25 protein-coding genes and 1 pseudogene are annotated in these 24319 nt (G+C 43.0%); 20 read left to right on the top strand and 6 right to left on the bottom strand.

What is annotated here, in order from left to right; genetic code table 11:
- Nucleotides 1-4 precede the first annotated feature (4 nt).
- From ACFVVF_RS05115 to ACFVVF_RS05095, 5 genes and pseudogenes are all read left to right on the top strand, one after another.
- The gene (locus ACFVVF_RS05115; RefSeq protein WP_387805995.1) at nt 5-1057 is read left to right on the top strand and encodes a LacI family DNA-binding transcriptional regulator; all 1053 of its coding nucleotides are present in this window, start codon (nt 5-7) and stop codon (nt 1055-1057) included.
- A 15-nt stretch (nt 1058-1072) separates the two neighbouring features.
- A complete protein-coding gene (locus ACFVVF_RS05110) occupies nt 1073-1576 on the top strand; it encodes an MgtC/SapB family protein (RefSeq protein WP_387805993.1) in 504 nt (167 codons plus the stop codon).
- 311 nt (nt 1577-1887) lie between these two features.
- Complete coding sequence (locus tag ACFVVF_RS05105) at nt 1888-2364, top strand: NUDIX domain-containing protein (protein ID WP_387805991.1); 477 nt, start codon at nt 1888-1890, stop codon at nt 2362-2364.
- 36 nt (nt 2365-2400) lie between these two features.
- A complete protein-coding gene (locus ACFVVF_RS05100) occupies nt 2401-2799 on the top strand; it encodes a hypothetical protein (protein ID WP_387805990.1) in 399 nt (132 codons plus the stop codon).
- Nucleotides 2800-2911: 112 nt separating this feature from the next.
- Nucleotides 2912-3544 (top strand): annotated as a pseudogene (locus ACFVVF_RS05095) (hypothetical protein).
- Nucleotides 3545-3715: 171 nt separating this feature from the next.
- Here the strand turns inward: ACFVVF_RS05095 and ACFVVF_RS05090 are convergent.
- On the bottom strand, nt 3716-4273 hold the full coding sequence (locus ACFVVF_RS05090; protein ID WP_387805988.1) for a sugar O-acetyltransferase: 558 nt from the start codon (nt 4271-4273) through the stop codon (nt 3716-3718).
- Between the two features lie 216 nt (nt 4274-4489).
- Here ACFVVF_RS05090 and ACFVVF_RS05085 point away from each other — a divergent pair, with 216 nt between their 5' ends.
- On the top strand, nt 4490-5374 hold the full coding sequence (locus tag ACFVVF_RS05085) for a protein kinase family protein (RefSeq protein ID WP_387805986.1): 885 nt from the start codon (nt 4490-4492) through the stop codon (nt 5372-5374).
- 97 nt (nt 5375-5471) lie between these two features.
- On the opposite strand, the gene ACFVVF_RS05080 is transcribed toward ACFVVF_RS05085, so the two are convergent.
- The 4 genes from ACFVVF_RS05080 to ACFVVF_RS05065 all read right to left on the bottom strand — a co-directional run bounded on the left by ACFVVF_RS05080 (nt 5472) and on the right by ACFVVF_RS05065 (nt 9466).
- Entirely contained in the window at nt 5472-6857 is a 1386-nt protein-coding gene (locus ACFVVF_RS05080; protein ID WP_387805984.1) for an MFS transporter, read from the bottom strand.
- 111 nt (nt 6858-6968) lie between these two features.
- Nucleotides 6969-7619, bottom strand: coding sequence for a TetR/AcrR family transcriptional regulator (locus tag ACFVVF_RS05075; RefSeq protein ID WP_387805982.1), 651 nt, complete (start codon nt 7617-7619; stop codon nt 6969-6971).
- Between the two features lie 87 nt (nt 7620-7706).
- Nucleotides 7707-9164 (bottom strand): MDR family MFS transporter, encoded by a 1458-nt coding sequence (locus tag ACFVVF_RS05070; RefSeq protein ID WP_387805980.1) that lies wholly within the window; start codon nt 9162-9164, stop codon nt 7707-7709.
- A gap of 62 nt (nt 9165-9226) precedes the next feature.
- Nucleotides 9227-9466: a hypothetical protein gene (locus ACFVVF_RS05065; protein WP_387805978.1), complete on the bottom strand. Its 240-nt coding sequence runs from the start codon at nt 9464-9466 to the stop codon at nt 9227-9229.
- Nucleotides 9467-9938: 472 nt separating this feature from the next.
- Here ACFVVF_RS05065 and ACFVVF_RS05060 point away from each other — a divergent pair, with 472 nt between their 5' ends.
- The 7 genes from ACFVVF_RS05060 to ACFVVF_RS05030 all read left to right on the top strand — a co-directional run bounded on the left by ACFVVF_RS05060 (nt 9939) and on the right by ACFVVF_RS05030 (nt 15149).
- A complete protein-coding gene (locus ACFVVF_RS05060) occupies nt 9939-10703 on the top strand; it encodes a class I SAM-dependent methyltransferase (protein ID WP_387805976.1) in 765 nt (254 codons plus the stop codon).
- Between the two features lie 36 nt (nt 10704-10739).
- A complete protein-coding gene (locus ACFVVF_RS05055) occupies nt 10740-11177 on the top strand; it encodes an NUDIX hydrolase (RefSeq protein ID WP_387805974.1) in 438 nt (145 codons plus the stop codon).
- A gap of 136 nt (nt 11178-11313) precedes the next feature.
- Entirely contained in the window at nt 11314-12006 is a 693-nt protein-coding gene (locus ACFVVF_RS05050) for a hypothetical protein (RefSeq protein WP_387805972.1), read from the top strand.
- Nucleotides 12007-12054: 48 nt separating this feature from the next.
- The gene (locus ACFVVF_RS05045; RefSeq protein WP_387805970.1) at nt 12055-12768 is read left to right on the top strand and encodes a cytochrome c biogenesis CcdA family protein; all 714 of its coding nucleotides are present in this window, start codon (nt 12055-12057) and stop codon (nt 12766-12768) included.
- Between the two features lie 21 nt (nt 12769-12789).
- The gene (locus ACFVVF_RS05040; protein ID WP_387805968.1) at nt 12790-13368 is read left to right on the top strand and encodes a TlpA disulfide reductase family protein; all 579 of its coding nucleotides are present in this window, start codon (nt 12790-12792) and stop codon (nt 13366-13368) included.
- A 19-nt stretch (nt 13369-13387) separates the two neighbouring features.
- Entirely contained in the window at nt 13388-14083 is a 696-nt protein-coding gene (locus ACFVVF_RS05035) for a response regulator transcription factor (RefSeq protein WP_387805966.1), read from the top strand.
- A complete protein-coding gene (locus ACFVVF_RS05030) occupies nt 14034-15149 on the top strand; it encodes a sensor histidine kinase (protein WP_387805964.1) in 1116 nt (371 codons plus the stop codon). The genes ACFVVF_RS05035 and ACFVVF_RS05030 overlap by 50 nt, the downstream gene beginning before the upstream one ends.
- 155 nt (nt 15150-15304) lie before the next feature.
- On the opposite strand, the gene ACFVVF_RS05025 is transcribed toward ACFVVF_RS05030, so the two are convergent.
- Nucleotides 15305-16180, bottom strand: coding sequence for an aminoglycoside phosphotransferase family protein (locus tag ACFVVF_RS05025; protein ID WP_387805962.1), 876 nt, complete (start codon nt 16178-16180; stop codon nt 15305-15307).
- A gap of 191 nt (nt 16181-16371) precedes the next feature.
- On the opposite strand from ACFVVF_RS05025, the gene ACFVVF_RS05020 reads away from it, so the two are divergent.
- From ACFVVF_RS05020 to ACFVVF_RS04990, 7 genes are all read left to right on the top strand, one after another.
- Nucleotides 16372-17754 carry an FAD-binding oxidoreductase gene (locus ACFVVF_RS05020; protein ID WP_387805960.1) on the top strand — a complete coding sequence of 461 codons (1383 nt, stop codon included), beginning with the start codon at nt 16372-16374 and terminating at the stop codon, nt 17752-17754.
- A gap of 220 nt (nt 17755-17974) precedes the next feature.
- On the top strand, nt 17975-18541 hold the full coding sequence (locus ACFVVF_RS05015) for a nucleoside/nucleotide kinase family protein (protein WP_387805958.1): 567 nt from the start codon (nt 17975-17977) through the stop codon (nt 18539-18541).
- A complete protein-coding gene (locus ACFVVF_RS05010; protein WP_387805956.1) occupies nt 18507-19184 on the top strand; it encodes a DUF4304 domain-containing protein in 678 nt (225 codons plus the stop codon). The genes ACFVVF_RS05015 and ACFVVF_RS05010 overlap by 35 nt, the downstream gene beginning before the upstream one ends.
- A 283-nt stretch (nt 19185-19467) precedes the next feature.
- Complete coding sequence (locus ACFVVF_RS05005) at nt 19468-20754, top strand: leucine-rich repeat domain-containing protein (RefSeq protein WP_387805954.1); 1287 nt, start codon at nt 19468-19470, stop codon at nt 20752-20754.
- Between the two features lie 179 nt (nt 20755-20933).
- Nucleotides 20934-21341 carry a VOC family protein gene (locus tag ACFVVF_RS05000; RefSeq protein ID WP_387805952.1) on the top strand — a complete coding sequence of 136 codons (408 nt, stop codon included), beginning with the start codon at nt 20934-20936 and terminating at the stop codon, nt 21339-21341.
- Between the two features lie 240 nt (nt 21342-21581).
- Nucleotides 21582-22013: a hypothetical protein gene (locus ACFVVF_RS04995; RefSeq protein ID WP_387805950.1), complete on the top strand. Its 432-nt coding sequence runs from the start codon at nt 21582-21584 to the stop codon at nt 22011-22013.
- Between the two features lie 246 nt (nt 22014-22259).
- Nucleotides 22260-24242: an ABC transporter substrate-binding protein gene (locus ACFVVF_RS04990; protein ID WP_387805948.1), complete on the top strand. Its 1983-nt coding sequence runs from the start codon at nt 22260-22262 to the stop codon at nt 24240-24242.
- Nucleotides 24243-24319: the final 77 nt, after the last annotated feature.

Raw genomic sequence — 24319 nt, 5'->3', positions numbered from 1 at the left:
AGAGATGGCAAAAATCGATGATGTCGCTCGTCTGGCGGGCGTCTCAAAAGGTACGGTTTCTAATGTATTCAGCCAGAAAAGGCCCACAAGCAAAACCGTGAGGGAAAAAGTGCTGCAGGTTTCCCGCGAATTAAATTATGTCCCAAACCATATTGCAAGAAGCTTGGTGACGAAAAAGACGATGGCGATCGGGCTGACGATCCCGCACGGCAACTTCTTTTTCAGCGTATTCCACAATCAATTTATTAACGGCGTTGTGCTAGAGGCTTCTACTTACGGCTATCGTGTCCTGCTGGATATGATTCCCGTTGAGGAGGTTAAAACCCCGTCATTGGCCAGTTATCCGATTGATGGCGCCATTGTGCTCGGTCCAATGGAAGAGGATGAGCGGATCGATCTGCTGCATCAGAATCAAGTGCCGTTTGTGACCGTAGGCAAGATTATTAATGAAGGCTTGTACGACGCGACAACGGTTAACAATGATAATGACCAGATTATGCGGGATATATGCGGCTATCTGGTCGGGTTTGGGCATCGCAATATGATGTTTCTTAACGCCGGAAGGTATAGCACCGTATCCATCGAAAGGACGGAAGCGTTCGTCCGGGCGCTTCAGGAGCATGAAATCGAGCTGCAGCCGCATATGGTACATTATAAGCCTGGTATTCACTCCGATCAGTATATGACTTATGGCTATGATGAGACGATCCGTATTCTGGGCGAGCGCAAGGAAAGGGTAACGGCCATCATCGCCGATGACGACCGCACGGCCTTCAGTGTGATGAATGCCATCAATGAGCTGGGCTTCAGCGTACCTGATGATATATCTCTATTCGTCATTTGCGGTGACTTGTCGATGATGCATCAAGTAACGCCATCTCTGACCGGCATGGATTTGCAGCCTTCGGAGCTCGGTGCGCAATCCGTCAAGCAGCTCATGCATAAATTAGATGTGCTAGAGGGCGATTACCCGGACAATTGTATCGTAAGCAGTACTATTATTGAAAGAAGCTCTTGTTCGCCGGTCTACAGCCGGAATGAGAGTGTTTCAACGTAAAAGAGGCGAAAGGGCATGACAGCATTTTTTGAATTTATCGGTGATTTTTTCACCCAGCATGAAATTTATTTCCGTATTCTAATTAGCGCCATACTTGGCCTGCTGATCGGGTTTGACCGGACGCATAAGCACAAACCCGCAGGTGTAAAAACGTATACGTTCGTAACAGTCGCTTCAGCGCTCATTACAATCGTATCGATTGAGAGCGTAGAAGTATACGGTCATATGCATGACCGGACGATGATGGACCCGATGCGGTTGACCGCTCAAATCGTATCCGGTCTTGGCTTTCTCGGTGCCGGTCTCATAATGAAGACCGGTTTCGAAGTAAAAGGACTGACTTCCGCGGCGATGATCTTGTTCGCAGGCGGAGTGGGTATCGGGATCGGAGCCGGCTTCTACGGCATCGTTATTTTCACAATCGTTACAGCCTTCTTCTTCATTCGGGTAGGCGGCTGGATCGAGAAGAAAGAGCAGAACCGGCTCCATGTCAAAGACGATATCGATCTATCGGCTTAGCGGGAAAGGAATCCTGGTTGCTGAAAAAGTGCTTATTGCGCTTTCTCAGCAATCGGGATTTTTTTTATAGCTTGACATAGCCATAGGTTGTGGTTATTATTTCCATAAAGTATGTGGAATGGGGCAATGAAAATGTATAAGCTGGTTTTGCTACAATCTCATCATCATGAAAGGCGTTAACACGTTCCTGCTAGATTAGGGATGGGTTAACGCTCTTTGCGCTTCCCATCCTGCGATATAGGACGCGCAGGACCAACGGGTCTTGCGCGTTTTTTTGTTGCAGCACAAAAAGAGAGCGGAGGATTAGTGGAATGGCGATTATGACGGATGCGAAAGGGAATGTTTTTTTGGAGTTTATACAAATTGAAGAAGATCAATTGGAGGCTGTCGTACGGGATGGCGATGCCCCGCTGACACATGCTTTAATTGTCGTGGAATGTCAGGGTAAGCATCTTCTCTTGCATAATAAGTGGAGGAACAGCTGGGAATTGCCCGGAGGCATCATTGAAGCAGGTGAAACGGCCAGGCAATGTGTAATTCGAGAATTGTATGAGGAGACTAATCAGACAATTGCGGAAGTCAGCTTCAAAGGGTTAATGAAATTTAGGCTGCAGCCGAGCTTTCATGGCCCGGAGAGGACAGAGTATGGCGCCTTATTCGCAGGCCGGATAAATCAGCTGGATGATTTTGTTGAGAATGAGGAAGCGAAGGCGATTATTTTGTGGGACGGTATATTAGAGATTGGAGAGATTGCAGAGATAGATAGGAAATTGATTGAGTTTGCTTAAAAGTAACATTTTGAAATAGGAGTAAAGCGGTTTGACTTGTCTTTAAAAAGGGGGGAGAGTTATCTGTACTTTAGATTTCATGGGAATTATTCAAGTCCCTATACCAATCAACCTTATGGCATCTTTGTTGTGATTTTTCACCTGCAGCGTGATGGGAAATTATCTGATGAGGATAGTAAACTATATGATGAAACAGTGGGTTGGTTTGAAGAACATCTTCCTAACCCGCCATTTTATGAAGGTGGTAATCCAATTAGAGCGGTCACGTGGTTTAAGGAAAATAATCATTCAAAAATAATGATTGAGAAATTAACTGCATTTTTAAATATCGCAAAGAATTATGGCGTAGAAATAATAAAATCGGTCTCACAAGAACCTCCTGGTGAAATTGTTTATGAGGACGAATACCAGATAGGGGTAGTAATGGCCACTTGAACGATTATTTTTTTAGACAAGCCTTGTGATCAAACTGTACTTTGTTTTAGATACGTTACACTGAAAAATACCATGAATCCTATCAGGAAGGGGAATGAATCCTTTACCAACGATGGAAAATCACATGAATATTTTAACTGAGAGAACAGACTGTATTCTATATTATGCGGAATCAGGCCTAGCGAACGAACATGGTAAAGGCTGGATCGGCGGGAATGCACCTGACTTCTTTGATGATCAAGCAGAGCTCATTCACGAAGATAACCAAAAATATTGCTTTTACTTGAGTCTCGTCCATCCCTTTAAACCTGAGAGTATGATTTCGATCTTCATTCCTGAGGACTATGAGGAATATTTGGAGAACAATTTCCTAATTGCTCGATAAAGGTGTTTGAGCATCCCATTTCAACTGAGAGCGTCAAAGATAGGTTTACTAACCCAGGTCTAATAAAACATGCAATTTCAGACGGGGTACTAAGCAATGACGAGGAATCGATGGCTCAGTCTTTTTTAATTAAAGTAGGGGGGGAACCCGAGGCTTATTCAACAAGAAGATTATTATTTTACGAAGCTGAAGGAGGAGTCATTTTCGTTTTTGTTGCAAGTAGATGAAGAGGGTTACCCCGACACCTTGCTTCAAGATGATTACAGTTATCCTTTTGGTTTTGGGTCTCTTTATATTTTCGCTAAATTCGAGAAGGATGAGATACAAAATTTAGCAGCAGGTTTTTGGCAATTCTCATGATTTGGAGCAGGTGTGATTGTCGCCGGCTTTCAATATCATGATATGTAAGGCGGAATTTGGCGTAAAAGCTGAAGTATGGTTCCCTGGGGAGGTACTGCTGATACAACAGTTACTCCCCACAGGACTTCTTTCTCTCTATTTTGTTCTTAAATAAAGGCTACTTGACTATAGTTATTTTTTCAAAGAGCGGATGACCTTGCACGGATTACCGACAGCCAAGCTGTCTGGCGGGATGTCTTTCGTAACGACACTGCCGGCCCCAATCACGCTGTTCGCTCCGATCGTCACGCCTGGAAGCACTATAGCACCTGCACAAATCCATACATTATCACCAATAGTGACTGGATGTGTGTATTCTAATCCTGCTACCCGCTGTTCTACATCCATTGCATGCTCTTCAGTTATAAGGCAGACGTTAGGCGCAATAAATACGTTGTTGCCAATTGTAATTTTCCCGCTGTCCATGAGCTTGCAGTCAACATTGAGAAAAAAATTGTCTCCAACCGTAGTGTTATACCCGTAAGTACAGAATAGCGGCTGTTCCACAACGCAATTATCTCCGGTCTTTCCCAGCAGTCCGCGAATGGCGACCTGTCTTGCTTCGCGGTCCAGCGGGTGTATATTGTTATATTCGTATAGCTTTTTCACGGTAACGGCACGGTCTGCGACCAGCTCAGGATCGCCAGGCTGGTATAGCATTCCAGCATGCGATTTTTCTTTTTCGTTCACAACATCAACTCCTTTATTCGTAACAGCGGAATAATTCTAATATAAGGGGCGTTAAGTATCAACTCTAAAATTGCGACATAGACATTATCAAGTATTGAAAGGAGGCGTTTCCTATGAAAACAAACATTATAGTAAGCAGGGCGCATCTTAATAAGGGGAAAGCGTATATCTAGCCCAGTAAACTGCGTAATTCCCCAGAATGCGAGAGGGAAGTGTATGGATCATTTATATTTTACAAAAGTTGTTTTTTCTTTCGACGGTGTTACCTTCCAGCTTCAAGAGCATCACGATTTTGACTGGTTGCGGTCTCTTGGAAAAGTGTTCTGTGTATTTGACCAACAGGACTCAGGTAATATCTGTTTCGGAATTGAGAAGGAGGGGAAGAAAAAGTTTGTTAAATATGCGGGAGCCAGACCGTTGGAGTTTACGGGAGATCCTCAAGATGCCGTGTCACGGCTGTCTGATGCAATTCCGTTGTACCTGGTTTTAAATCACCCGCATCTTATTCAACTGATTGATCACTTCCGTACGGCTAGCGGATATGCAGCAATTTTCGAATGGTTCGAAGGTGAATGTCTGCATTCGCATTGGTCCTTTGCAGAAGTACAAAAACACACTCATCCTGATTCACCGTTCTACAAGTTCAAACAGATGCCTATTGAAAAGCGGCTGAAATCTCTAGATGCCATTTTTTCTTTTCATACTTACGTTGAATCAAAAGGGTATGTTGCCGTAGATTTCTACGACGGAAGTATTCTTTATGATTTTTCAAACCATGTGACGAAAATATGTGACATCGATTTTTACCGGAAAGCGCCTGCAGTAAATGATATGGGAGAAAATTTTTGGGGTTCAAAACGGTCAAAGGCGCCTGAAGAATTCGAATTAGATGCCTCGATTGACGCAAAAACCAACGTTTTCACAATGGGTGCAATTGCATTTGGTTTGCTGGGTGGAGAAATGGATCACTCATTCTCCAAATGGGAAGCAGGGGACCTGCTCTACGAAGCAGCTTTACGGGCCGTTAGTGAAGATCGTGAATCCAGATTCGAGAATGTGAGCACATTCAAATCTATTTGGGATGAAGCAAAAGGTTTTTAGAATACTAACCCATATAAATAGGATACCACTCCATAATGGGGGTGGTTTAACCCTCGAAAAACCTTGATTTCAAAAGTTTTTCGAGGGTTTTAAATTGCTATTTTTGAACGGGTTGCATCCTTGTTGCTGCCGCCTTGGGCAGGATGCCCAGTGCTGCAACCGCTCCAAGCAGAGAGAGAACGACGGCAATCCACCAACCGTTATAATAAGTCTCAAGGGAAGGTGCTGACGATGAACTAAGGGCAATGACCAGCAGCGTCGTTCCAACAACAGAACCAATCTGCCGGGACATGTTCACCACTGCACTGCCGGTTGATGCCTGCTGTCTGGGCAGTTCAGAAGTAGCGGAAGAGACTATAATTGGCAGAGCAAATCCGTAGCCAATGCCGATTACCAGCCAGCCAGGCAAAACTTGCAGCCAGTAGTTCGGCGTGGTCTGTATAGACAAGATAAATAGCAGCGGTCCTACACCGATCAGCAGGTTGCCAAATGCCGCAAGCTTGTTGATTTGAATAGATTTAGAAAGTCGTTGAGCAAGTATAGCTGAAGGCCATACCAAACAAGGACCTATCGTAAGAGCAAGACCAGTGGCCAGAGTAGACCAATTCCATACATTTTGGAGATACATGATGACAGACAGGAGCTCTAGAGCAAAAGCTGCATTTATCAGAAAGGCAGCCATGTTCGACCTAGTGAATGGTCTGCTGTGAAATAAAGAAAACTCAATAATCGGGAAGGGATGCCTCCGGGATTGTAAAATGAACCACAGCAGAGTCGCAGCAAATACGATAAAGCTGGCCCAGGTATATACGCCGCCCCATCCCCAATCAGGCGCTTTGTCTAGTCCGAGTGATAGTGAGCCAATAGCAATAATTAGCAGAAGACCGCCCCAAAGGTCAGGTAGCCGTGAAGCCTGATTCGGCCTATCTTTTGGAATATAGCGGAGCGCAGCCAATATGGTAAGAATGCCAATAGGTACGTTGACTACAAAAATCCACTCCCATGAGAGCTCCAGCAGAAAGCCTCCAACGGCTGGACCTGCGGCAGCTGCAAGTGAGCCGCTGCTGGCCCATATCCGGACTGCACGTTTTTTGTGTTCGTCAGGCATATTCGTTAGCAGCAGACCTAAGCCGCTTGGCGTTAGCAGTGCACCCCCGGCTGCCTGAAGGCACCGGAACATGACCAGCAGCCACAGATTTCCGCTAAGTGCTGCGCCCAGACTGGAGGCTGTAAAGAGTACTATTCCCCAGACGAATCCGCGCTTTTGTCCGTAGCGGTCGGCTAGTTTCCCGGCGGGAACTAACAGTGATGCATAAAAAATGGCGTAACCGTTAAGCACCCAGCTCAGATTGGAAAGTGAGCTTTGCCCGATGGATTGTCCGATATTGTGCAGAGCCACATTGACGATAAAAACATCCAGACTAGCCATGAACACGGTGATACAAGTGATGAACAGTATGATTTTATGGGAACGATTGTACATTTTGGCTAACACCCTTTTCTATAAAATAAAGAAAGACTGCATTTCGATTTTATTATTATTGAACGTGTGGTCAATAACTTGGGATAAAAAAACCTCTCCTCGAGAGGTGGATTAGATTAAAAGTAATTCAATAGCCGTATCCAATTGACTTTGCAACTGCTCATTGGGAGCACCGGAACGCACCATGACTCTTAACCCAATGATGGTGTTTACCAAATGGGCGGAGATTTGATCGCTCGAAAGCTTCAGAGTAACGGAGCCTTCTTGTTGGCCTTTTGCAATAACAGCTTCAAGCATCTCTTTCATCTGCTGGCACATAAGATTAAACTCTATTTTGACATTGCTGGACTCAGAGTTCTGTAACTCTAGAGCTGAATTTACAATTAAACAGCCATAATTGTGCTCACGACGGGAGGGAAGAAAATGCAATTGCCAATAGCGCAGCGTCTCCAGTGCGGTCGTACCATGACTCAGTAATTGCTGAAACCGTTCAAGGAAATCTGCATTGTATAAGGACAGCGACTTGTTGAACAAAGCTTTTTTATCGCCGAACGCGCCATAGAGGCTCTGTTTGTTCAGTTTGGTTCCTTTCGTTAGAATGTCATACGATGAAGCGTTATAGCCATATTCCCTAAAAATGTCGATTGCGGTATGCAGCACGGTATCATAATCAAATTCTCTTGGTCTGCTCATGGCTACATCATAACTATTATGGAATGTGTAGTCAATAATTAAAATCTGCTTCGGGTTATTCCCTTGCAATATGGTTTATTTTATTTTGCTCGATTTCTATGGCATTTATGACTTTTGGGATAAGCCCTTTGTCTTAAAATGGATAGGATTCAAACCCTAAGGCAACAAGTTTTTAGGTTCTTTCTTTTGAGAAAAATCGGCATTAAGACGGTCATTAATAAACCAACCCAGTGCCAAAACAAGTATTGCAAGAATAAATTCGATCCTGAAAACCGTTTGCAAACCGGCAACGATATTTTGTGTTTGGTTTTGAAACGCAGCGGGATCAAGCGAATGTTGAAGTGAACTATTAGTTCCTGATGACATAATGCCCACGAACAAAGCGATGCCAATTCCCCCAGCAATCTGTTGGAGCGTATTGTATATGGCCGTGCCATGGGGGACCAGGTGATGCGGGAGTTGATTCATTCCTGCCGTCTGCGCCGGCATGACGACAAACGATATGCCTAAGAATAAGAGGATATGATTGAACAGAATGGAGCCTCGGGTTATATCGCTATCGATACCAGCAAACAGCCACAGCGATAGGGTGATCATAACCAGTCCGGGCATTATGACGAATCTTGGCCCGAATTTATCGAATAATTTTCCCGTCACAGGCATCATTATGGCGTTTAAAATGCAGCCTGGCATTAGAAGTAAACCTGTCGCGAATGCTGACAACTGCATTACATCCTGCATATAGATCGGGAGCAATGTCGTGGTCGCGAATAAAACCATCATCAGTACTACTATCAATACCGCTACTAAAGAAAAAGCAGGATTCCGGAATACAGAAAGATTAATCAAAGGTTCTTTAATCTTGAGCTGCCGCCAAATAAGCAAGAGCAAGAAGAGGCCGCCTATGGCAATCAAACTGTAACTCCCAAGACCAGCAGAGATACCAGTCTGACTAAAACCGTAGGTAACACAACCAAACCCGACGGTTGATACAATAATGGATAAAAGATCGACCCTTGGCTTGGTTATTTCTGTAACATTCTTTAAGTAAATGAATGCATAAATAATCGAAAACAAAGCGACAGGAATCACCATGTAGAACAGCCATCGCCAGTGTAAGGTATCGATAACCAACCCCGACAAAGCTGGCCCGATGATAGGGGCGACCATGATGACAAGTCCCATGAGACCCATGGCAGCTCCCCTGCGTTCCGGAGGATAGAGGGAAAGAATCGTATTCATCATCAACGGAATCAATAATCCTGTTCCGCAAGCCTGAACAACCCTGCCTATTAGCAAGACTTCGAATCCAGGGGATACTGCACACAAGCAGGTACCTGTTAAAAATAACGCCATCGCAGACATAAACATCCGGCGAGTCGTGAACCATTGCATCAGCAATGCGGTCACCGGCACCAGTATGCCGATCATCAACATATAACCGGTCGATAACCATTGTATGGTCGAAGCAGCAACGTTAAACTCACGCATTAATCCAGGAAATGTATTGGTAAGTAAATTTTCGTTGAGAAACGCAATAAATGCACCGATGAGCAGGGCCGCTAATATCGGCCCTCTCTTTATTTCGCTTGGCTCTTGAACCTGTTTGTTCATCTTCTACCTCCAGAGAATATTCATTGCGTTCCACGTCGAATTTTCACCTGTATGTCGTGCGGTTATCCTACACCATCACTTTCTAATAAGGAGTAAAAATTATCGCGGTCTTCATTATCGAATTTGCCAAGCGCCCGTACCCTGACGAATTCATGTCCGCCAAACATGTCGATTTCTTCGCCGTAACTATTGTAGAGAGCGATCATATTGCCATCCCGATTCAGCTCCATATACCCGTAACAAGCTGCCTCGGGCGCTTCGCCGTAAAAGAGTAAAAATCTGATTTTGTCCACGCTGTTCATGCAGATCTCCTTTCCATATTCCTCATCAATCTGAACAATATTTTACGTGACACCGGAAGAATTGGAAAAAGCGATATAGCCCTGCATACTCGGAAATTCATTCCTATTTAGAAAGCGTTAGGGGGGTTCCCCTCTATGTCGCTCATTTGCACATTTTCTCTTGACGAGATGCGATTTGGCGATTATGATAACGTGCCGGTTCATTCAACAAGAGTAAATCAATAAAAAGATCCGTAACGACGCTGAAGCTCGAGTTAGAATGCAAGCTTGGTGTATATTCAGGGACAGATTTCATAGGCCTCCTTTAAATAAATGAATTCATGCTAGCGATCATATTTTCCGCAGGGCAAAATGACCATCAAAAAAAGGGGTCAGCGTACTGTTCACGAATAGGTTATAGGTCTAAAAAACGTCTAGGCTAAGACGGAATTACAATCTTCTTCAATCTAAATTTGGAAAGGGTTGACAATGAATGTCGATTACAACACAGGAGGAGTTTATTCAATCCAACAAGAAGAGCTGGGATGAAGTGGCTCCTCGATTTTTTGGCAGAACTGCGCTTCCAACCTTTGGACCATTTGCACCATTGGAAAGTGACTTAAACTTATTTGGAGAAGTAGCAAATTTACGTGTTCTGGATATAGGGTGCGGTAGCGGCCATTCTCTTGAGTATATGGCATCTCGCGGGGTATCTGAGCTTTGGGGAATTGACTTATCAGATACACAGCTCGAAGCTGCCCGAAATCTGCTTAAGGCGAATGAATCCATCTTGAAATTATTTCAAGGACCAATGGAAAACGATCATGGCCTCCCGCATCATTATTTTGACGTTGTCTACTCGATCTACGCAATTGGCTGGACTGTTGATTTGCGACAGACATTACATAACGTTTTCAATTACTTGAAGCCAGGCGGGGTCTTCATTTTTAGTTGGGAACATCCTCTGCATAACCGCATTAAATACGAAAATGATTCTTTTGTCGTTAAAAAGTCTTATCACGAAGAGGGGATTCATCAGAGCGAGGCATGGAACATTCCGGCTATGATGAATCAAATGAAACTCAGCACTTATATCAATGAATTAATACAGACCGGATTTCAAATTGAACGAGTGGTTGAAGATGTAGTTATACCCGAACAGACAGAACCGGATAATCCAATGAGATGGTATTCACTTGAAAAAGCAGCATTAATTCCTCCGACATTTATTATTAAGTGTTCCAAACCTCAAAAATAAAGCAACATCAGAAAATATAAGAGAGGATGGGTTATAGTGTTGAAAAAAATTGATAAACTTCCAATGGATAAACGAATCGCTGGCGTGCATTGCGTACCGCTTTTAGAAGATGGTTCAATCGTTATGGTATGGGATAAGGATGAGCAAGTTTTGACGACCATTGGCGGGCGAATCGAAGGTAATGAAAGTATCGAGGAAGCATTGAATCGTGAAGCAATGGAGGAAGCGGGAATTATTTTAGAATCCAATCGAAAACCGTTTGCATCTTGGTATTGGGACGAAACGGATACCTATACGATTTATTTTGTTGCTAGGGTAGATCAAATGCAGGAGATTCCAGAAGGATTTGAAAAGACAGGACGTGTTACTTTCAATTTTGAAACGGCACGTCAAATCGTGACAAAGGTTGAAGGCCGAGCAGAACGTATTCAGATTTTAACTTATGCCGAAGAGGCAGCAAAAACGTTTAAATAAGCTCTACAAAGATAAAACCACTCCTACCGTTAGGAGTGGTTTTATTCTTTGTAGGCAGGTACAGACTTGTGGTTATTCAAGTTAAACGAATCTTAACAATCAGGCTATACAGTAATGGTTATAGGAAGGAGGGAGCATGATGCAAGATGCTATCGTTTGGGGGCCGCTGATTATTAAATATAATTGGATCGCGGTTGCCTTTTCTGCACTGGCAGCTTATGCAGCCATGAAATATTGGCTGAAAGACAAGAATGATATAAGCAAGCCTATTCTAGAAGATATAACCAATGCTTTTTTGTGGGCATTCCTGATTTGGAAGTTTAGTGTCATTATTTTTAATCCCGTCACTGTTTTGAATAATCCGTACTATATTGTTTATTTTACCGGGGGCTGGCGTGGGATCATACTGTCGGCAATCGCACTCCTTTTGTTCATTGCTATTCAAAGCAAGAAGCGCAAAATTACTTTTTGGATATACACGGCGGTGTTGGCGGCAGGCTTGTTATCCTATACATTTGTCTATTCTTTGTTCCAGCTCAGCTTTAACTATCTGACACAATCATTTCTATATGATCTTAGTCAGCTTGTAGTAGTAAGCGTATTATTGATTTGGCTATATAACAGAAAAGAGCGATTTGAAAAGCCGCGAGAGATCAATCAGGTCATTCTTTGGTTCAGCATCGGGCAAATTTTCGGTTATTTTTTAAAACATTCTTCTACAGTAGTGTTCTTAGGACTATCCAGTGAGCAGCTTGTTTTTTTGGCTGTTGCTCTATTTTGTTTGTTTTCTCAAAGTTTTAGAAAAAAAGCGAGCTTAAATGAATCTTAACAATCCTGCGTTACGGTTATTAGGAATACTTTGCTGGAGGAATTACAAATGGACAATATTTCAATTTTATTTGCTGTTGCTGCAGGTATGCTATCCTTTTTTTCACCCTGCATTTTCCCGCTTCTACCCGCTTATCTTGCTAATCTCACAGGTTCTTATGGAAGTGGAGGGCAACAAGGTGTTTCCATTAAAACAATGATGAATCGCTCCATTCTCTTTATTTTAGGTTTTACTGTAGTGTTCATGCTTATGGGTGCTTCCGCAAGTATGATCGGACAAATATTCGCTGCGAATCGAGGGCTGCTAGAAAAAATTAGCGGGCTGCTTATTATTATATTTGGTCTACAGATTGCAGGGATTTTAAATCTTCGTATTCTTATGTTTCAAAAGCAGTGGGAAACCAAAGTTCCAAAGAACAGAAGCGGGTGGAATTCATTTGTCGTTGGAATTGCTTTTGGAACGGGCTGGACACCTTGCGTCGGTCTGGCTTTATCTTCAATTTTACTGCTGGCCGGATCCTCTGAAACAATGTATAGCGGAGTCTTTTTATTGTTATTTTATTCGCTGGGCCTAGGTATTCCTTTTCTATTGTTATCATTTTTGATTACGAAATCTAAGGGGATCATGAAAAGAATAAATAAAATGTTACCGCGCTTGTCGCTGCTGAACGGCTGGATTTTGATCGCGATGGGCTTGCTCTTATTCACGGGGCAATTGCAAAAGTTAAGTGCGTGGCTCGCTGCGTTTGGGCCAACGTTATAATAAGAGAGGATGATGTTCCCTATGAAAAAAAATATGATCGTGGTTGTTATTCTGCTGGGTTTGGTTGCGTGGGGAATTAACGATACAATGAAGAAAAATGATGAACGAGAAGCAAGCTTAGCTGGCAGTGAACAAGCAATTGAGGGAATGGATATGTCCTCACTTACCATTGGTATCAATCAAGGAAACATTGCACCGGACTTTGAGTTAAATACACTGGAGGGTGACAGTTTTAAGCTTTCTGACTTCAGAGGAAAAAAGGTAATCGTCAATATGTGGGCAACCTGGTGTCCGCCGTGCAGAGCTGAAATGCCGGACATGCAAAAATTTTATGATAAACATAAAGATGAAAATATTACAGTGATTGCGATTAATATGACTACCTCAGAGAAAAGTGTGGACAGCGTTCCTAAGTTTCTAAATGAATTTGGTATTACATTCCCGGTTTTATTGGATGATACAAATAAAGCAGGAGATATTTTTCAGGTATATGCGCTCCCTACAAGCTTTATTATTGATTCAAAGGGCATTATTCAGCAAAAGGTTACCGGTCCAATGAATTATGAAATGATGGAAAAGCTAGTTTCACAAATACGCTAAGCAAATTTGGAGGTTTAGAATGGCTGCAAATGGCACCGGGATTTTAGTCGTAGAGGATGATGTGAAAATCCGAAAACTGATCGTCCTGTACTTGGAGAAGGAAGGGTATGAAACCTATGAGGCTGCAGATGGGGAGGAAGCTCTAGATGCCTTTAAAAAATACGACCCTTGTCTCGTAATTCTTGATTTAATGCTTCCGAAAATAAGTGGTGAAGAAGTCTGTAAGAGCATTCGAGCAGAGTTGAAGGAAGACATTCCTATTATTATGTTAACTGCAAAAGTTGAGGAACAAAACCGGATTGAAGGATTGAAATCAGGAGCCGATGATTATGTAACGAAACCGTTTAGTCCGGGTGAATTGGTTGCGCGGGTAGAATCTATTTTGCGGAGAACAAACCAGCGGTGCAGCAAACTTACATACCGCGGAGTAACCATCAAGACGTTACGGGGGGAAGTACACTATAAAGGGGAAACCATACAACTTACACAGCATGAGTTCCGTCTTTTGTATTTTCTGATGATACATCCGAATCAAATTTTAACACGAGAACAGATTATTGATGAATTGTATCCTAATAATGAAAAGGCAGTAACAGAAAGGTCAATTGATGTTCATATTGGCAGATTGAGAGAAAAACTGATGTGGGATGGGGACAGCGAATTAATTGAAACCATCCGAGGAATGGGGTATCGCTTTGTTGCTTTTCAAAAATAATCCGTTGCGAATCAACATCATGTGGAAATTTACATTACTCAATGTAGCGGTCATTGGTATTGCTATTTGGGTCGCAGGAGTTTCGGTAAAGGACTACGCTTGTATGTTGTTTTCTAATTCCCCGTCTGTGACTCCGGAAGAGAGCGCCATCTTCACTCAAACCATGCAGACCTTTTTAATTAAAGCCAGTCTAACCGCTGTAGCGATTGCATCAATCTTCCATTACTTTATTGTTAAAAAGCTGCTTCTTCCGCTTAAGGAATTGGGTCATGCGACGCGACAAATGGCTCAAGGTGAAATGCCAAATCCCCTATCGATTCATGTTCAAGATGAAATTGGCCAGTTAACGGCTGATTTTAATCATTTAAGCCTGAAATTGAAACAAGTAGAGGAATTAAGAAAAAAAATGCTGTCTGATATCGCACATGAACTGCGAACACCATTAACGAATATAAACGGATATTTGGAAGCTTTAAGCACGGGGATCATTCAAGGTAATAAAGAGCTCTTCCAATCCCTTCACGAAGAATCGATACGCATTACCCGTTTAGTTGAGCAGCTGCACCAATTGAATGTATGGCAAGGAAAGAAGATTTCCAATGAGCATAAACGGAATGTACTCTCTATAGAAAAGGTGATTGAATCCTGTGTCGATCACTTTTCACTGGAGTTCGAAAATAGAGGAGTCACTATAAATCTCAATACTGAAGCAGCAAAAGTAGTAGGGGATGAAGACGGCCTAAAACAGGTGCTGCATAATCTTCTGACTAATGTACTGCAATATGACCAGGGTGGCTGGGTAGAGATTACAGGGAAGCAGAATAAGTCCGGCTATAAAGTTATCGTCCAAAATTTAGGTCAGCCGATACCCGAGGAACATAAATCTCTAATATTTGAGAGATTCTATCGGTTAGATTCTTCCCGCAGCAGGGATTCGGGAGGATCAGGATTAGGGTTGTCCTTAGTGAAGGAAATTATAGAACAACAGGGTGGAACAGCAGGGTTGCTGTCAAACGGTAATCAGCATTCTTTTTGGTTTACTGTAAACCTATACGAAGGCAATTGATTCTGTCGAGGGGGATTGCTGTCACCGTTGGTAACAGATTCATATCAGATTCGGCACTGCGCTTCCGAAGCCCCATAGAGGTTGCATTCTCGCTATAGGAATTGGGAAGATCTGAAAAGAGTAACCTCCGTCGTTGGCGCCGGAGGTCTTTATATTCACAGCCGTTTGTAGTCCTCGATGATGGTGTCTAACACACGCTTTCCCCAGATTGAAGCTTCTGAGTCCTTCTCATTCCCTGCGCAGGTAATGAGAGCTTTCCACAGCGCCCAGCCTCGCGCACGATCTACGGTATCCTGATCAACGTTCATATTGGTGAGGAAGATTTCACGGCTTCTATCATCAAAAAAGTTCCATGCCATCACTAGGTCGCTTGCGGGATCACCGACGCCCATCGTTCCAAAATCGATGACGCCTGACAGCCGTCCATTTTGCACAAGCAGATTGCCTACAGCAATGTCGCCATGCAGCCAGACCGGTGCCGATTGGCAGGTTGTTGCAAGGGCAAGCTCCCATATTTCCGTCAGCAGCTGTTTATCGTATAGGCCAGAAAGCGATTCGATGACCGGTCTCGTCTCAGGATCGTATACAGCAAGATTTCCCCCGCGGTGAAAATTTTGGATGCCTGCTGGTATGCCGCGACTTGCATCGATCGCTTCCAACTCTTGCAAGAATCCTGCAAGGTCCTCTGCAAATTCATTGAGATCACATACATTGTTAGGCGTGACAGTATCGCCTTCAATCCACCGGTTAACGGACCATGGAAGCGGGAATTCGTCCGTAGGCTCACCTTTTGCAATGGGTACCGGGATCGGTAAGGAAATTAGAGGCTTGAAAATCGGAAGCCAAGTCAGCTCTTTCTCAACTGCGGAGGCGTAGCGTTCATGGCTCGGCAGACGAACGGTCATTTCGTTGCCCAGCCGGTATGTACGGTTATCGTGTCCGCTTTTTTCTACAGGCCTTATCGCAACATGCCTCCACTGCGGATATTGGCTGGAAATTAATCGGTATACCAGTTCAGTCGTAATCTCCATCCGCAACGCTCCTCTTTCTGGAAACTAGTACTTCTACCTTATCTTTTTCACTAAACGAGGTCAATGCAAAGAATAACTATTAAACATTTACGGTACCAACAAGGCGTTTGCCGTTACTAGGTCAAGTGTCCCTACATAGAAATAAGCTAATGAGGCAGGCTTATTCCATGAACAGGGAAGGTGTAAAGCGGATGGCACCAAACAGGAAAAGGACACGTACACGATTAACCGGGAGGATCGTATTCCCAGGCAATCCATCATATAATGCAGCCAGAATGGAGTACAATAGACGCTTCTCCAAATTTCCCAGGGTCATTGTTTTTTGCAGACGAACCCAAGATGTAATCAACGCAGTGAAGTGGGCTCGTGAGAGGGGCATTCGCTTGCGAGTTCGAAGCGGGAGGCATAGCTATGAAGGCTTTTCGTCTGTAAATGGCGGTATTATTATCGATGTGAGCGAGATGAATAAAGTTAAGGTTAACCGCAAAAAAATGGAGGCAACTGTACAGACAGGAAATCCGCTTGCCCGTGTGTATAGAAAATTGTGGAATAAGCGAGTAGCACTTCCGGCGGGGACTGCACCCGATGTAGGCGTAGCTGGGTTAGCCCTTGGAGGCGGCATTGGACTGCTGTCCCGCAAATATGGACTCACATGCGATAACTTGAAGCAAGTAAAGATGGTTGTAGCTTCGGGGCGGTATGAGGCGAAGACGATTGTGGCAAACCGGAGGAAGCATTCCGATCTGCTGTGGGCATCACGAGGCGGCGGGGGCGGAAACTTTGGCGTTGCTACAGCCTATACATTTCGGATTAGACCCATTTCAACGGTTTCGATATATAGCGTCAAATGGAAATGGGCAGATCTGGAGAAGGTGCTGCCGGTTTGGCAGCGCTGGTCCCCGGCCGTCACGAATCGTCTAACCTCAACAATTGAGATATCTGCCAAGCAGACGGGTACGATTGTATCTACGGGACAATTGCTTGGTGGTGCTGATGAGCTGCGTCGATTGATTAGACCGCTCTTGCGAGCAGGCACTCCGGTGAAGGTGATGGTGAAGACCGTACCTTTTATCGAAGCAACCAAATTTTTCGCCGAGTCGGATCTAAATTTGGAGCCAAAGTTCAAAATTACCGGGGCATATGGACTGAAACCTTTGCCTCGTGAAGGTGTACGAATAATACGTGACTATTTATCCAAAGCGCCCAACAAGCATTCTAGCGTGTGGAGTCAGAGCTTAGGCGGTAAAGGAAGTGCGGTAAGCCGGGTATCGCCTACTGCAACGGCCTATCCTCACCGGAAGGCTGAGACGATCTACGAACTGTCAGCCCGCTGGAGGAATAACGGGGAGCAGCAGCGGAATATTCAATGGGTGGAGAGATTCCGTAAAGCGTTAAGTCCCTTTGTTAAGGGGGATTATGTGAATTTTCCTGATTTGCAGATTAAGAACTGGCCTAAAGCGTATTATGGTGTAAACTTTAGAAGATTGGAGCAGGTGAAACGAAAATACGATCCGCATAATGTGTTTCGTTTTGCTCAGAGTATTCCAGTAGGTAGACGGGGCAGAAAAAAATAAAACTAATAAAGGAGCTGACAGCGGCAGCTCCTTTATTGGTTTTCGCAAGGAGATCCGATTCGCCTTATGACAAAAGTGCTTTTTCAAAAAGGGGGCGCGGCAGCAGATGTCGAATTTGATATATTCCAAAACTTTCTTGGACAAGCTGACAGAGATTAGCGGGTGAAGCTGATTAAGGTTATACCAGAATAAATAATGATAACAGAGAGAAGGTTGGGAGATGGGAATTACAGTCGTTTCCATTAGCGGACCATCAGGCTCAGGTAAAAGCAGTTTAGTGAATACCATTGTTGCGCTGCTTCCGAATTCTATATCACTTCACTTTGACGACTATAAAGCTACTACAAGGTTCCCTGAAGATTTATCACAATGGGTAAAGGCTGGCTGCGAGCCAGATGAATTTCAAACCCCGAAAATGATTGAGGACTTGAAAGTGCTTCGGTCTGAAAGTCATTATGATTGGGTTATTGTCGAGGAACCTTTTGGCCGAGAGCGAACTGAGATAGCTGAGCTTATTGATTATGTCGTTTGCATTGATATACCGCCGGAGATTGCTTTAGCCCGGACAATTAAAAGAGCCGCTCTTAACGTCCCTGAGAGTACTGAGACATCAGCTTTGTTAAGCAGCATTGTTGAGTTTATTGATCAGTATCTGCAAGTCAGCAGGGAGACCTATGCAATTGTGAATGAGAATGTTAAGAAGGATTGTAACCTGATTGTAGATGGTACGAAAGACACCGAACTTTTAGCTAATGAAATTATTACAGTTATCGCTCAAACGCATTGAAGAGTTGTTGAGCTTCCACTTTTTAAAGGGAGGTTTGATTAGGATTACTATGCAGAATGTATTTAAGCAACTTGTAAAAGAAACTATCACTCCCTTGTTTAAGGCAGCGGGATTTAAGAAGCAGGGCAATAACTTTGCTCATGAATGCTCTGATTTTTCTACAACAGCAAACATTCAGTTATCGAAGTGGAATACACAAGATGAAGTTGAGTTCTTTTTCAATACAGGCATTTATATAGAGAAATTATTCGGAACAGTTCATCTATATTCAAAACCATCTTTTCCAATGGTAATAAACTCAGTTTTACAGATTCGTGGTACAGAACTAACTAAAAACGATAGTTGGTACAGATTGACATTTGATACTAAAGAACTTAAACAAATGATAAATAAAGATATTACAGATTATATACTCCCTCACTTTCGGCAATTTAAAAGCATCAACGATGTAATCAGAATAATGGAATTACGTGAGAAAGATGGGATTTACGAGAATTCACATCATTTAACGGTACTCTATTGCTCAATAGGTGACTTGGAAAAAGCACAGGCACGCATGACAAGAGTGTTTGATGAATTAAAGCTAGACTCGCAAAAAGAGTTTACTACAGGATTAGCTGGCCGTTTAGGTCTAAGAGTGTAATTTGAAAGCGAAAAGCAATTCATTATCATGATATCTGATCCCGAGAAGTTAGCACAAAATCCAATTTCAAAACCATGTTAAGAGATTTTGAATTATACTCGATATTTATCATATAACTGAGGGTTCGCATATGGGTTTTTCGTATGTAGGAGGGCTCTAAGACAGAATTAAATCATCCGACAGGGGATGAAAGTTTAAAATAGACTCTAGTTTGTCATTGCATAACTGATACGTTTATCAAGGGCAAAATATCTAAACATGATTAAGCCAAAGGAGAAGAGCAATGAATATCACGCATGATTTTGTTGATGAACAATTTAGAAGCTTCGTACTCGAAAACTTTTGCGATAATCGTGAAAGTATTCAAAAGAGTGATGTTAGTAAGATCATCTCGCTTAAAATTGCTAATCAGAATTTCTACAGTTTACAGGGAATTGAACACTTCGCATCGATTGAGGAGCTGGATTGCTCATTTAATAAATTAACAGAGCTTGATATTAGTAAAAATGTAAACTTGATAACGTTGGATTGCGGGGCAAACCAATTAACCTCACTGGATGTAAGCAGCAATTCAAATTTGCAAAAGCTGTCCTGCAGATATAACCAGCTTATCAGTCTTGATGTCAGCCAAACTCTATTATTGAAAGAGCTGGACTGTAATAAAAATGAGATCCATTCATTAGACTTAGCGGCAAACTTACAATTAGAAGTGCTGGATTGCGGCTTTAACCGGATTAGAAATCTTGATGTCAGCCAAAATGTCATGTTCGCTAAGCTGGAATGCTATTGGAACATCATCTCAGAATTAAAGCTTGAACAAAACACCAATTTAAGAGAGCTAAATTGCAATCATAATTCAATATTTAGTTTGGAGCTTGTTCAAAACGCACTGCTTACTCGCCTTGATTGCGGAAGCAATTATTTGATAAGTCTTGATGTGAGCAGCTGTGTTGACTTGCTGGAGCTTCGCTGTAATCATAATCATTTAACAAATCTGGTTGTCAGTCAAAATACGGCTTTACAGAGTTTAAGATGCTTTAATAATCATATTTCGAAGCTGGATATTAGCAATAATACGCTTTTAACTGAGCTTTACTGCTCTGAAAATAAAATTTCGAAACTGGACACAGAGCATAATCCACAGCTGATAAAGCTAGATTATTCAAATAATCTCATCGTCGAACCAGACCATTCAGTTGAGGGTGTAGGAACTTTTCAATACGATACTTCGCTGTCTCACTATGTAACAGAACTCAGTTACCAGGGCAGAGAGCTTTCTGTTTCGGTTGATATGCCCGCCAAGGCTGACATGAATCGGCTATCGCCTGCAATTAGGAAAGCCTGGGACAACCTTAGCGAGCTTGCTCAACGAGCATTAGACCATATTGCAGAATTGAATCCGGATGAGGACGTAACTGAACTGGTGCTAGCTAATTTGGTATTTGAAGGGGATGACTCCATTAAGGTTGGCTACGATGCAGGTGATACCCCGGCAGGACACCTTTACATTTATGTAGAGTTTAATGACAAGCTGGATATGAACCCTGAACTCATTTATGAAACTTATTAAAGGACTTTTGTTGAATGAAAAAAATGTTAAAACGCTACTGACATAACGTTGTCAGTAGCGTTTCTATATAATCGGGATGTAACCGTAAAGGAGTGGTGAGGTCATAGCGAAGCTTCGCTGGTATTGGCCCGCGATAGGATACGGTATTATTTCATTTAGTATAGGAAGGATGTTAGGTTATGAATTTTGTTTCTGTACGCATAATTACCGACGACGTGGATCGTCTTGTTGAGTTCTACGAGAAAGTCATCGGTGTAACGGCGGAGCGCCCGGCACCCGTTTTTGCCGAACTCGTTATGCCATCCTGCAATTTGGCAATCGGCCATTCCCAGACGGCGCAACTATTCGGCGCTGGTTCCGTAGTAGCAGCCAACAATCACACGGTCATCATCGAGTTCCGCGTTGATGATATCGAGGCTGAATATACGCGTTTAAAGCCATTTGTCGAGAGTTGGGTACAGGAACCGACCACGATGCCGTGGGGAAATCGTTCTGTGCTTTTCCGCGATCCCGACGGCAACCTCGTTAACCTCTTCCAGCCTGTGACCGAGGAAGCGATCAAACGGTTCAGTGAGAGGTACAGTTAATGTGAGCAAGGCTTCTATTTTTACGTATGCAAAAGTGGAGTTGAAGAGGGGCGCAGGCTCCTCTTTTTGTTTTACTTAAGCCACTAATTGATGACACAACTCAGTGATTATGTTAGAGAACCCGCAAGGAATATGAGAATGCTTAGTAGAATAAGAAAGATGTTAGTCACATCATGCCTGTTTGCCGTGACTGATACTAACAAGAAGCTTCTGTTTAATTTTATTTAAGAGGAGAAGATTATGAAATTCAGGCTACCGTTAATTATATTTTTATCTCTAATTATATTAACAGCTGCTGTATTGCTTATTAATCATCGGTCGAAGAGCACACAAGTCGTCTCTAACCCTTCAAAGATGCAAAGATGTGATGATACGGGAATATTCCAAAGACTATCAGATACAACAACCAAGGCTTGGGGTTTCGGGACTGGCGGTAATATGATGTTTAACGGTTCTGTGGTTTGCATATATAACAGTTTTGGCAAGCCTTCGATTAGTAGTATTATTTTCTCTGATAATAAGAAGGAAGCACAAATTTATGTGAAGACGGATAATAGCATATTGAACCAAGAACGGGTCGCAGTTATCTTACCTTCTATCCACTCTGTTCAAGTTTTCGATGATGAAACGAAATCTAGCTTTGAAATCTACCCCGACGCATTCCGAGAATAAACTACAGGGAGCTACCGGATTCAAATTTACATTCTAATATTAATATAGTCTATGATTAATAAGGAGATGATTGCTTGTCATTCATTAACAATCGTATTGTTGACCTTTATAGTTCATGCGAAGATGAAGAACGTGCTAAGGACTGGTACTTAAAGCTTATTAATTGTTTGCAATGAGAATAATAATCAATATAATTGAAAAAGGAGAATAACCGCAGTTTGCGGCTGGAGGGAACGATACGCTGCAATGAATTTGAATGACCATATTACGTTATGGAACCACGCTTCAATTAAAATGATGGATGTACGTTATGTGCTTCTGGAGCAAGGAGAAGTAGTGCAGGAATATCTTCTTCCAGCCAGCGCCTTTCTAAGTGCTGTTCGCGGCCGTGCAAAAATCCGGCTGGATGATGAGACCCATAGTGTGAACGGGGTTCACGTGCTGCACGGAGGGAAGGGAGCGCGTCTTGATGTAGCAGCTGAAGAGCGGTTCGAATATTATTTGATCCTATACAAAGCTTCGTTGACATTGCCTGCCTCTCAAGAATGGCTGAGGTTTATAGCGTTGAACAAGCCGTTTCAGCTTCAATATGGCTTCATGCCGCAGTATCCGCTTTCCTTGCAGGATAAGGCGAGATATATATTTGAAGATTGGATGAAGCAGGAGCCGTTGGATAAATTCCATGCGAGGACGCTTTTTTACCAATTTGTACACGAATTATTATGGCAGATGCAGCGTCAAGGTGTCGAGCCTATGCGTCCCGATTTGGCTTCGCAGGCGCTTCGTTTCATGCATGAACGCTATATGGAGCCTATAACGCTCGATATGATGGCGGATTTGCTGGATTGCAGCACTAGATATTTGACCAAGCTGTTCAAAAGCAAAATGAATGAAAGCCCGATTCGCTTTCTCACGCAAATTCGCATGGACAAGGCCGCACAGCTGCTAACGGAAACAGAGGCTCCGCTGCAAGAAATTGCTCAACTGGTTGGTTATCCCGATGCGCATACGTTAAGCCGCAGTTTTAAGAAATACTACGGTGTATCGCCTGCGACATTTAGAACGAAGCATCTTAGTGCAGATCCGGTTCTGAAATTGCCACGTATTCGTTCCCAATCTGCCATTGTGTCTAGTCGTCCTCTTCGATATATTGATAATGTATATGAGAATCATTATCAGATAAGGGGAAAGGAAGATTTACGAATGTTTAAAGGAAAGAAGTCAGCCTCTATGGCTGCGGCTGCATTGCTATTATGTTTGACATTATTGCTTACTGCATGTTCTAGTGGCCCGAATGCAGGAAATATCAGTACAAGCAAGGAAGGAACGAACGTATCGGGACAGCAGTCTGCGGGACAAGCTTCTACAAATACGGCCCCGGATGCAACGACTAAAACCTATACAGATAGTCAAGGTACTGTTGTCATTCCTATGAATCCCAAACATATTGTAGATTTGACAGGCAGTTTTACTGGTAATTTATTAGCGCTTGGCGTTAAACCCGTAGGGGTTCAAGCTGATTTGCTGAAGAATCCGTTTCTGGAGGGGATGCTGGACGGAGTCCAATCTGTAGACAGTTCCTTCTCGCCGGAGAAAATCTTGAGCTGGCAGCCTGATCTTATCATTGTAGTCGCAGCAGCCGAGTTGGAGCCAGTCTATAAAGAGCTAGACAAGATTGCTCCGGTGGTTAGGCTGGAATACGGCAAGTATTCTTACAAAGACTTGATGCTCGAATACGGAAAGATTGCAGGTAAAGAGCAGGCTGCCCAGGATTGGGTCAAAAATTGGAATGAGAAAATCAATGAATACAAACCGCAAATTACTCAAGTCGTAGGCGATAAAACCGTCTCCATCCTTCAACCTTACGCGAATGGAATTTATGCATTTGGCGATTTTTACGCTAGAGGCGGAGAAATTCTATATAAAGAGTTTGGCTTGAAGGCTCCAAAGCTTATTCAGGAAGAACTTATGGACAAAGGTGAAGGAGTTATCCACCTATCTCTCGAGAGACTGCCAGATTATGCTGGCGATTATATTTTCACAAGCAACTGGGGCTGGGACAACGGCGATCCGGAAGTTGTATATGGCAGCAGCCTGTGGAAGAACCTTCCTGCCGTAAAAGAAAACCGTGTGTTTTTCATTAACGCAGAAGGCTCTTACTACAATGATGCTGTATCGCTGGAAGCCCAACTGGATTTTATTGTTGAAAGCTTTCTTGGAAAAAAATGATTACTGATCTGCAGATTAAACAGCGGCCTTATGGCCGCTGTTTGTTTTTTGCTGATAGTGCGGTTCAGTTGAAACTT

Origin of the sequence: Paenibacillus sp. NPDC058174, from assembly GCF_042883865.1 — a bacterium.
Lineage (GTDB): Bacteria > Bacillota > Bacilli > Paenibacillales > Paenibacillaceae > Pristimantibacillus.
Note: the sequence above shows the minus strand (reverse complement) of the source record. Positions and strands in the feature narration are given on the sequence as shown.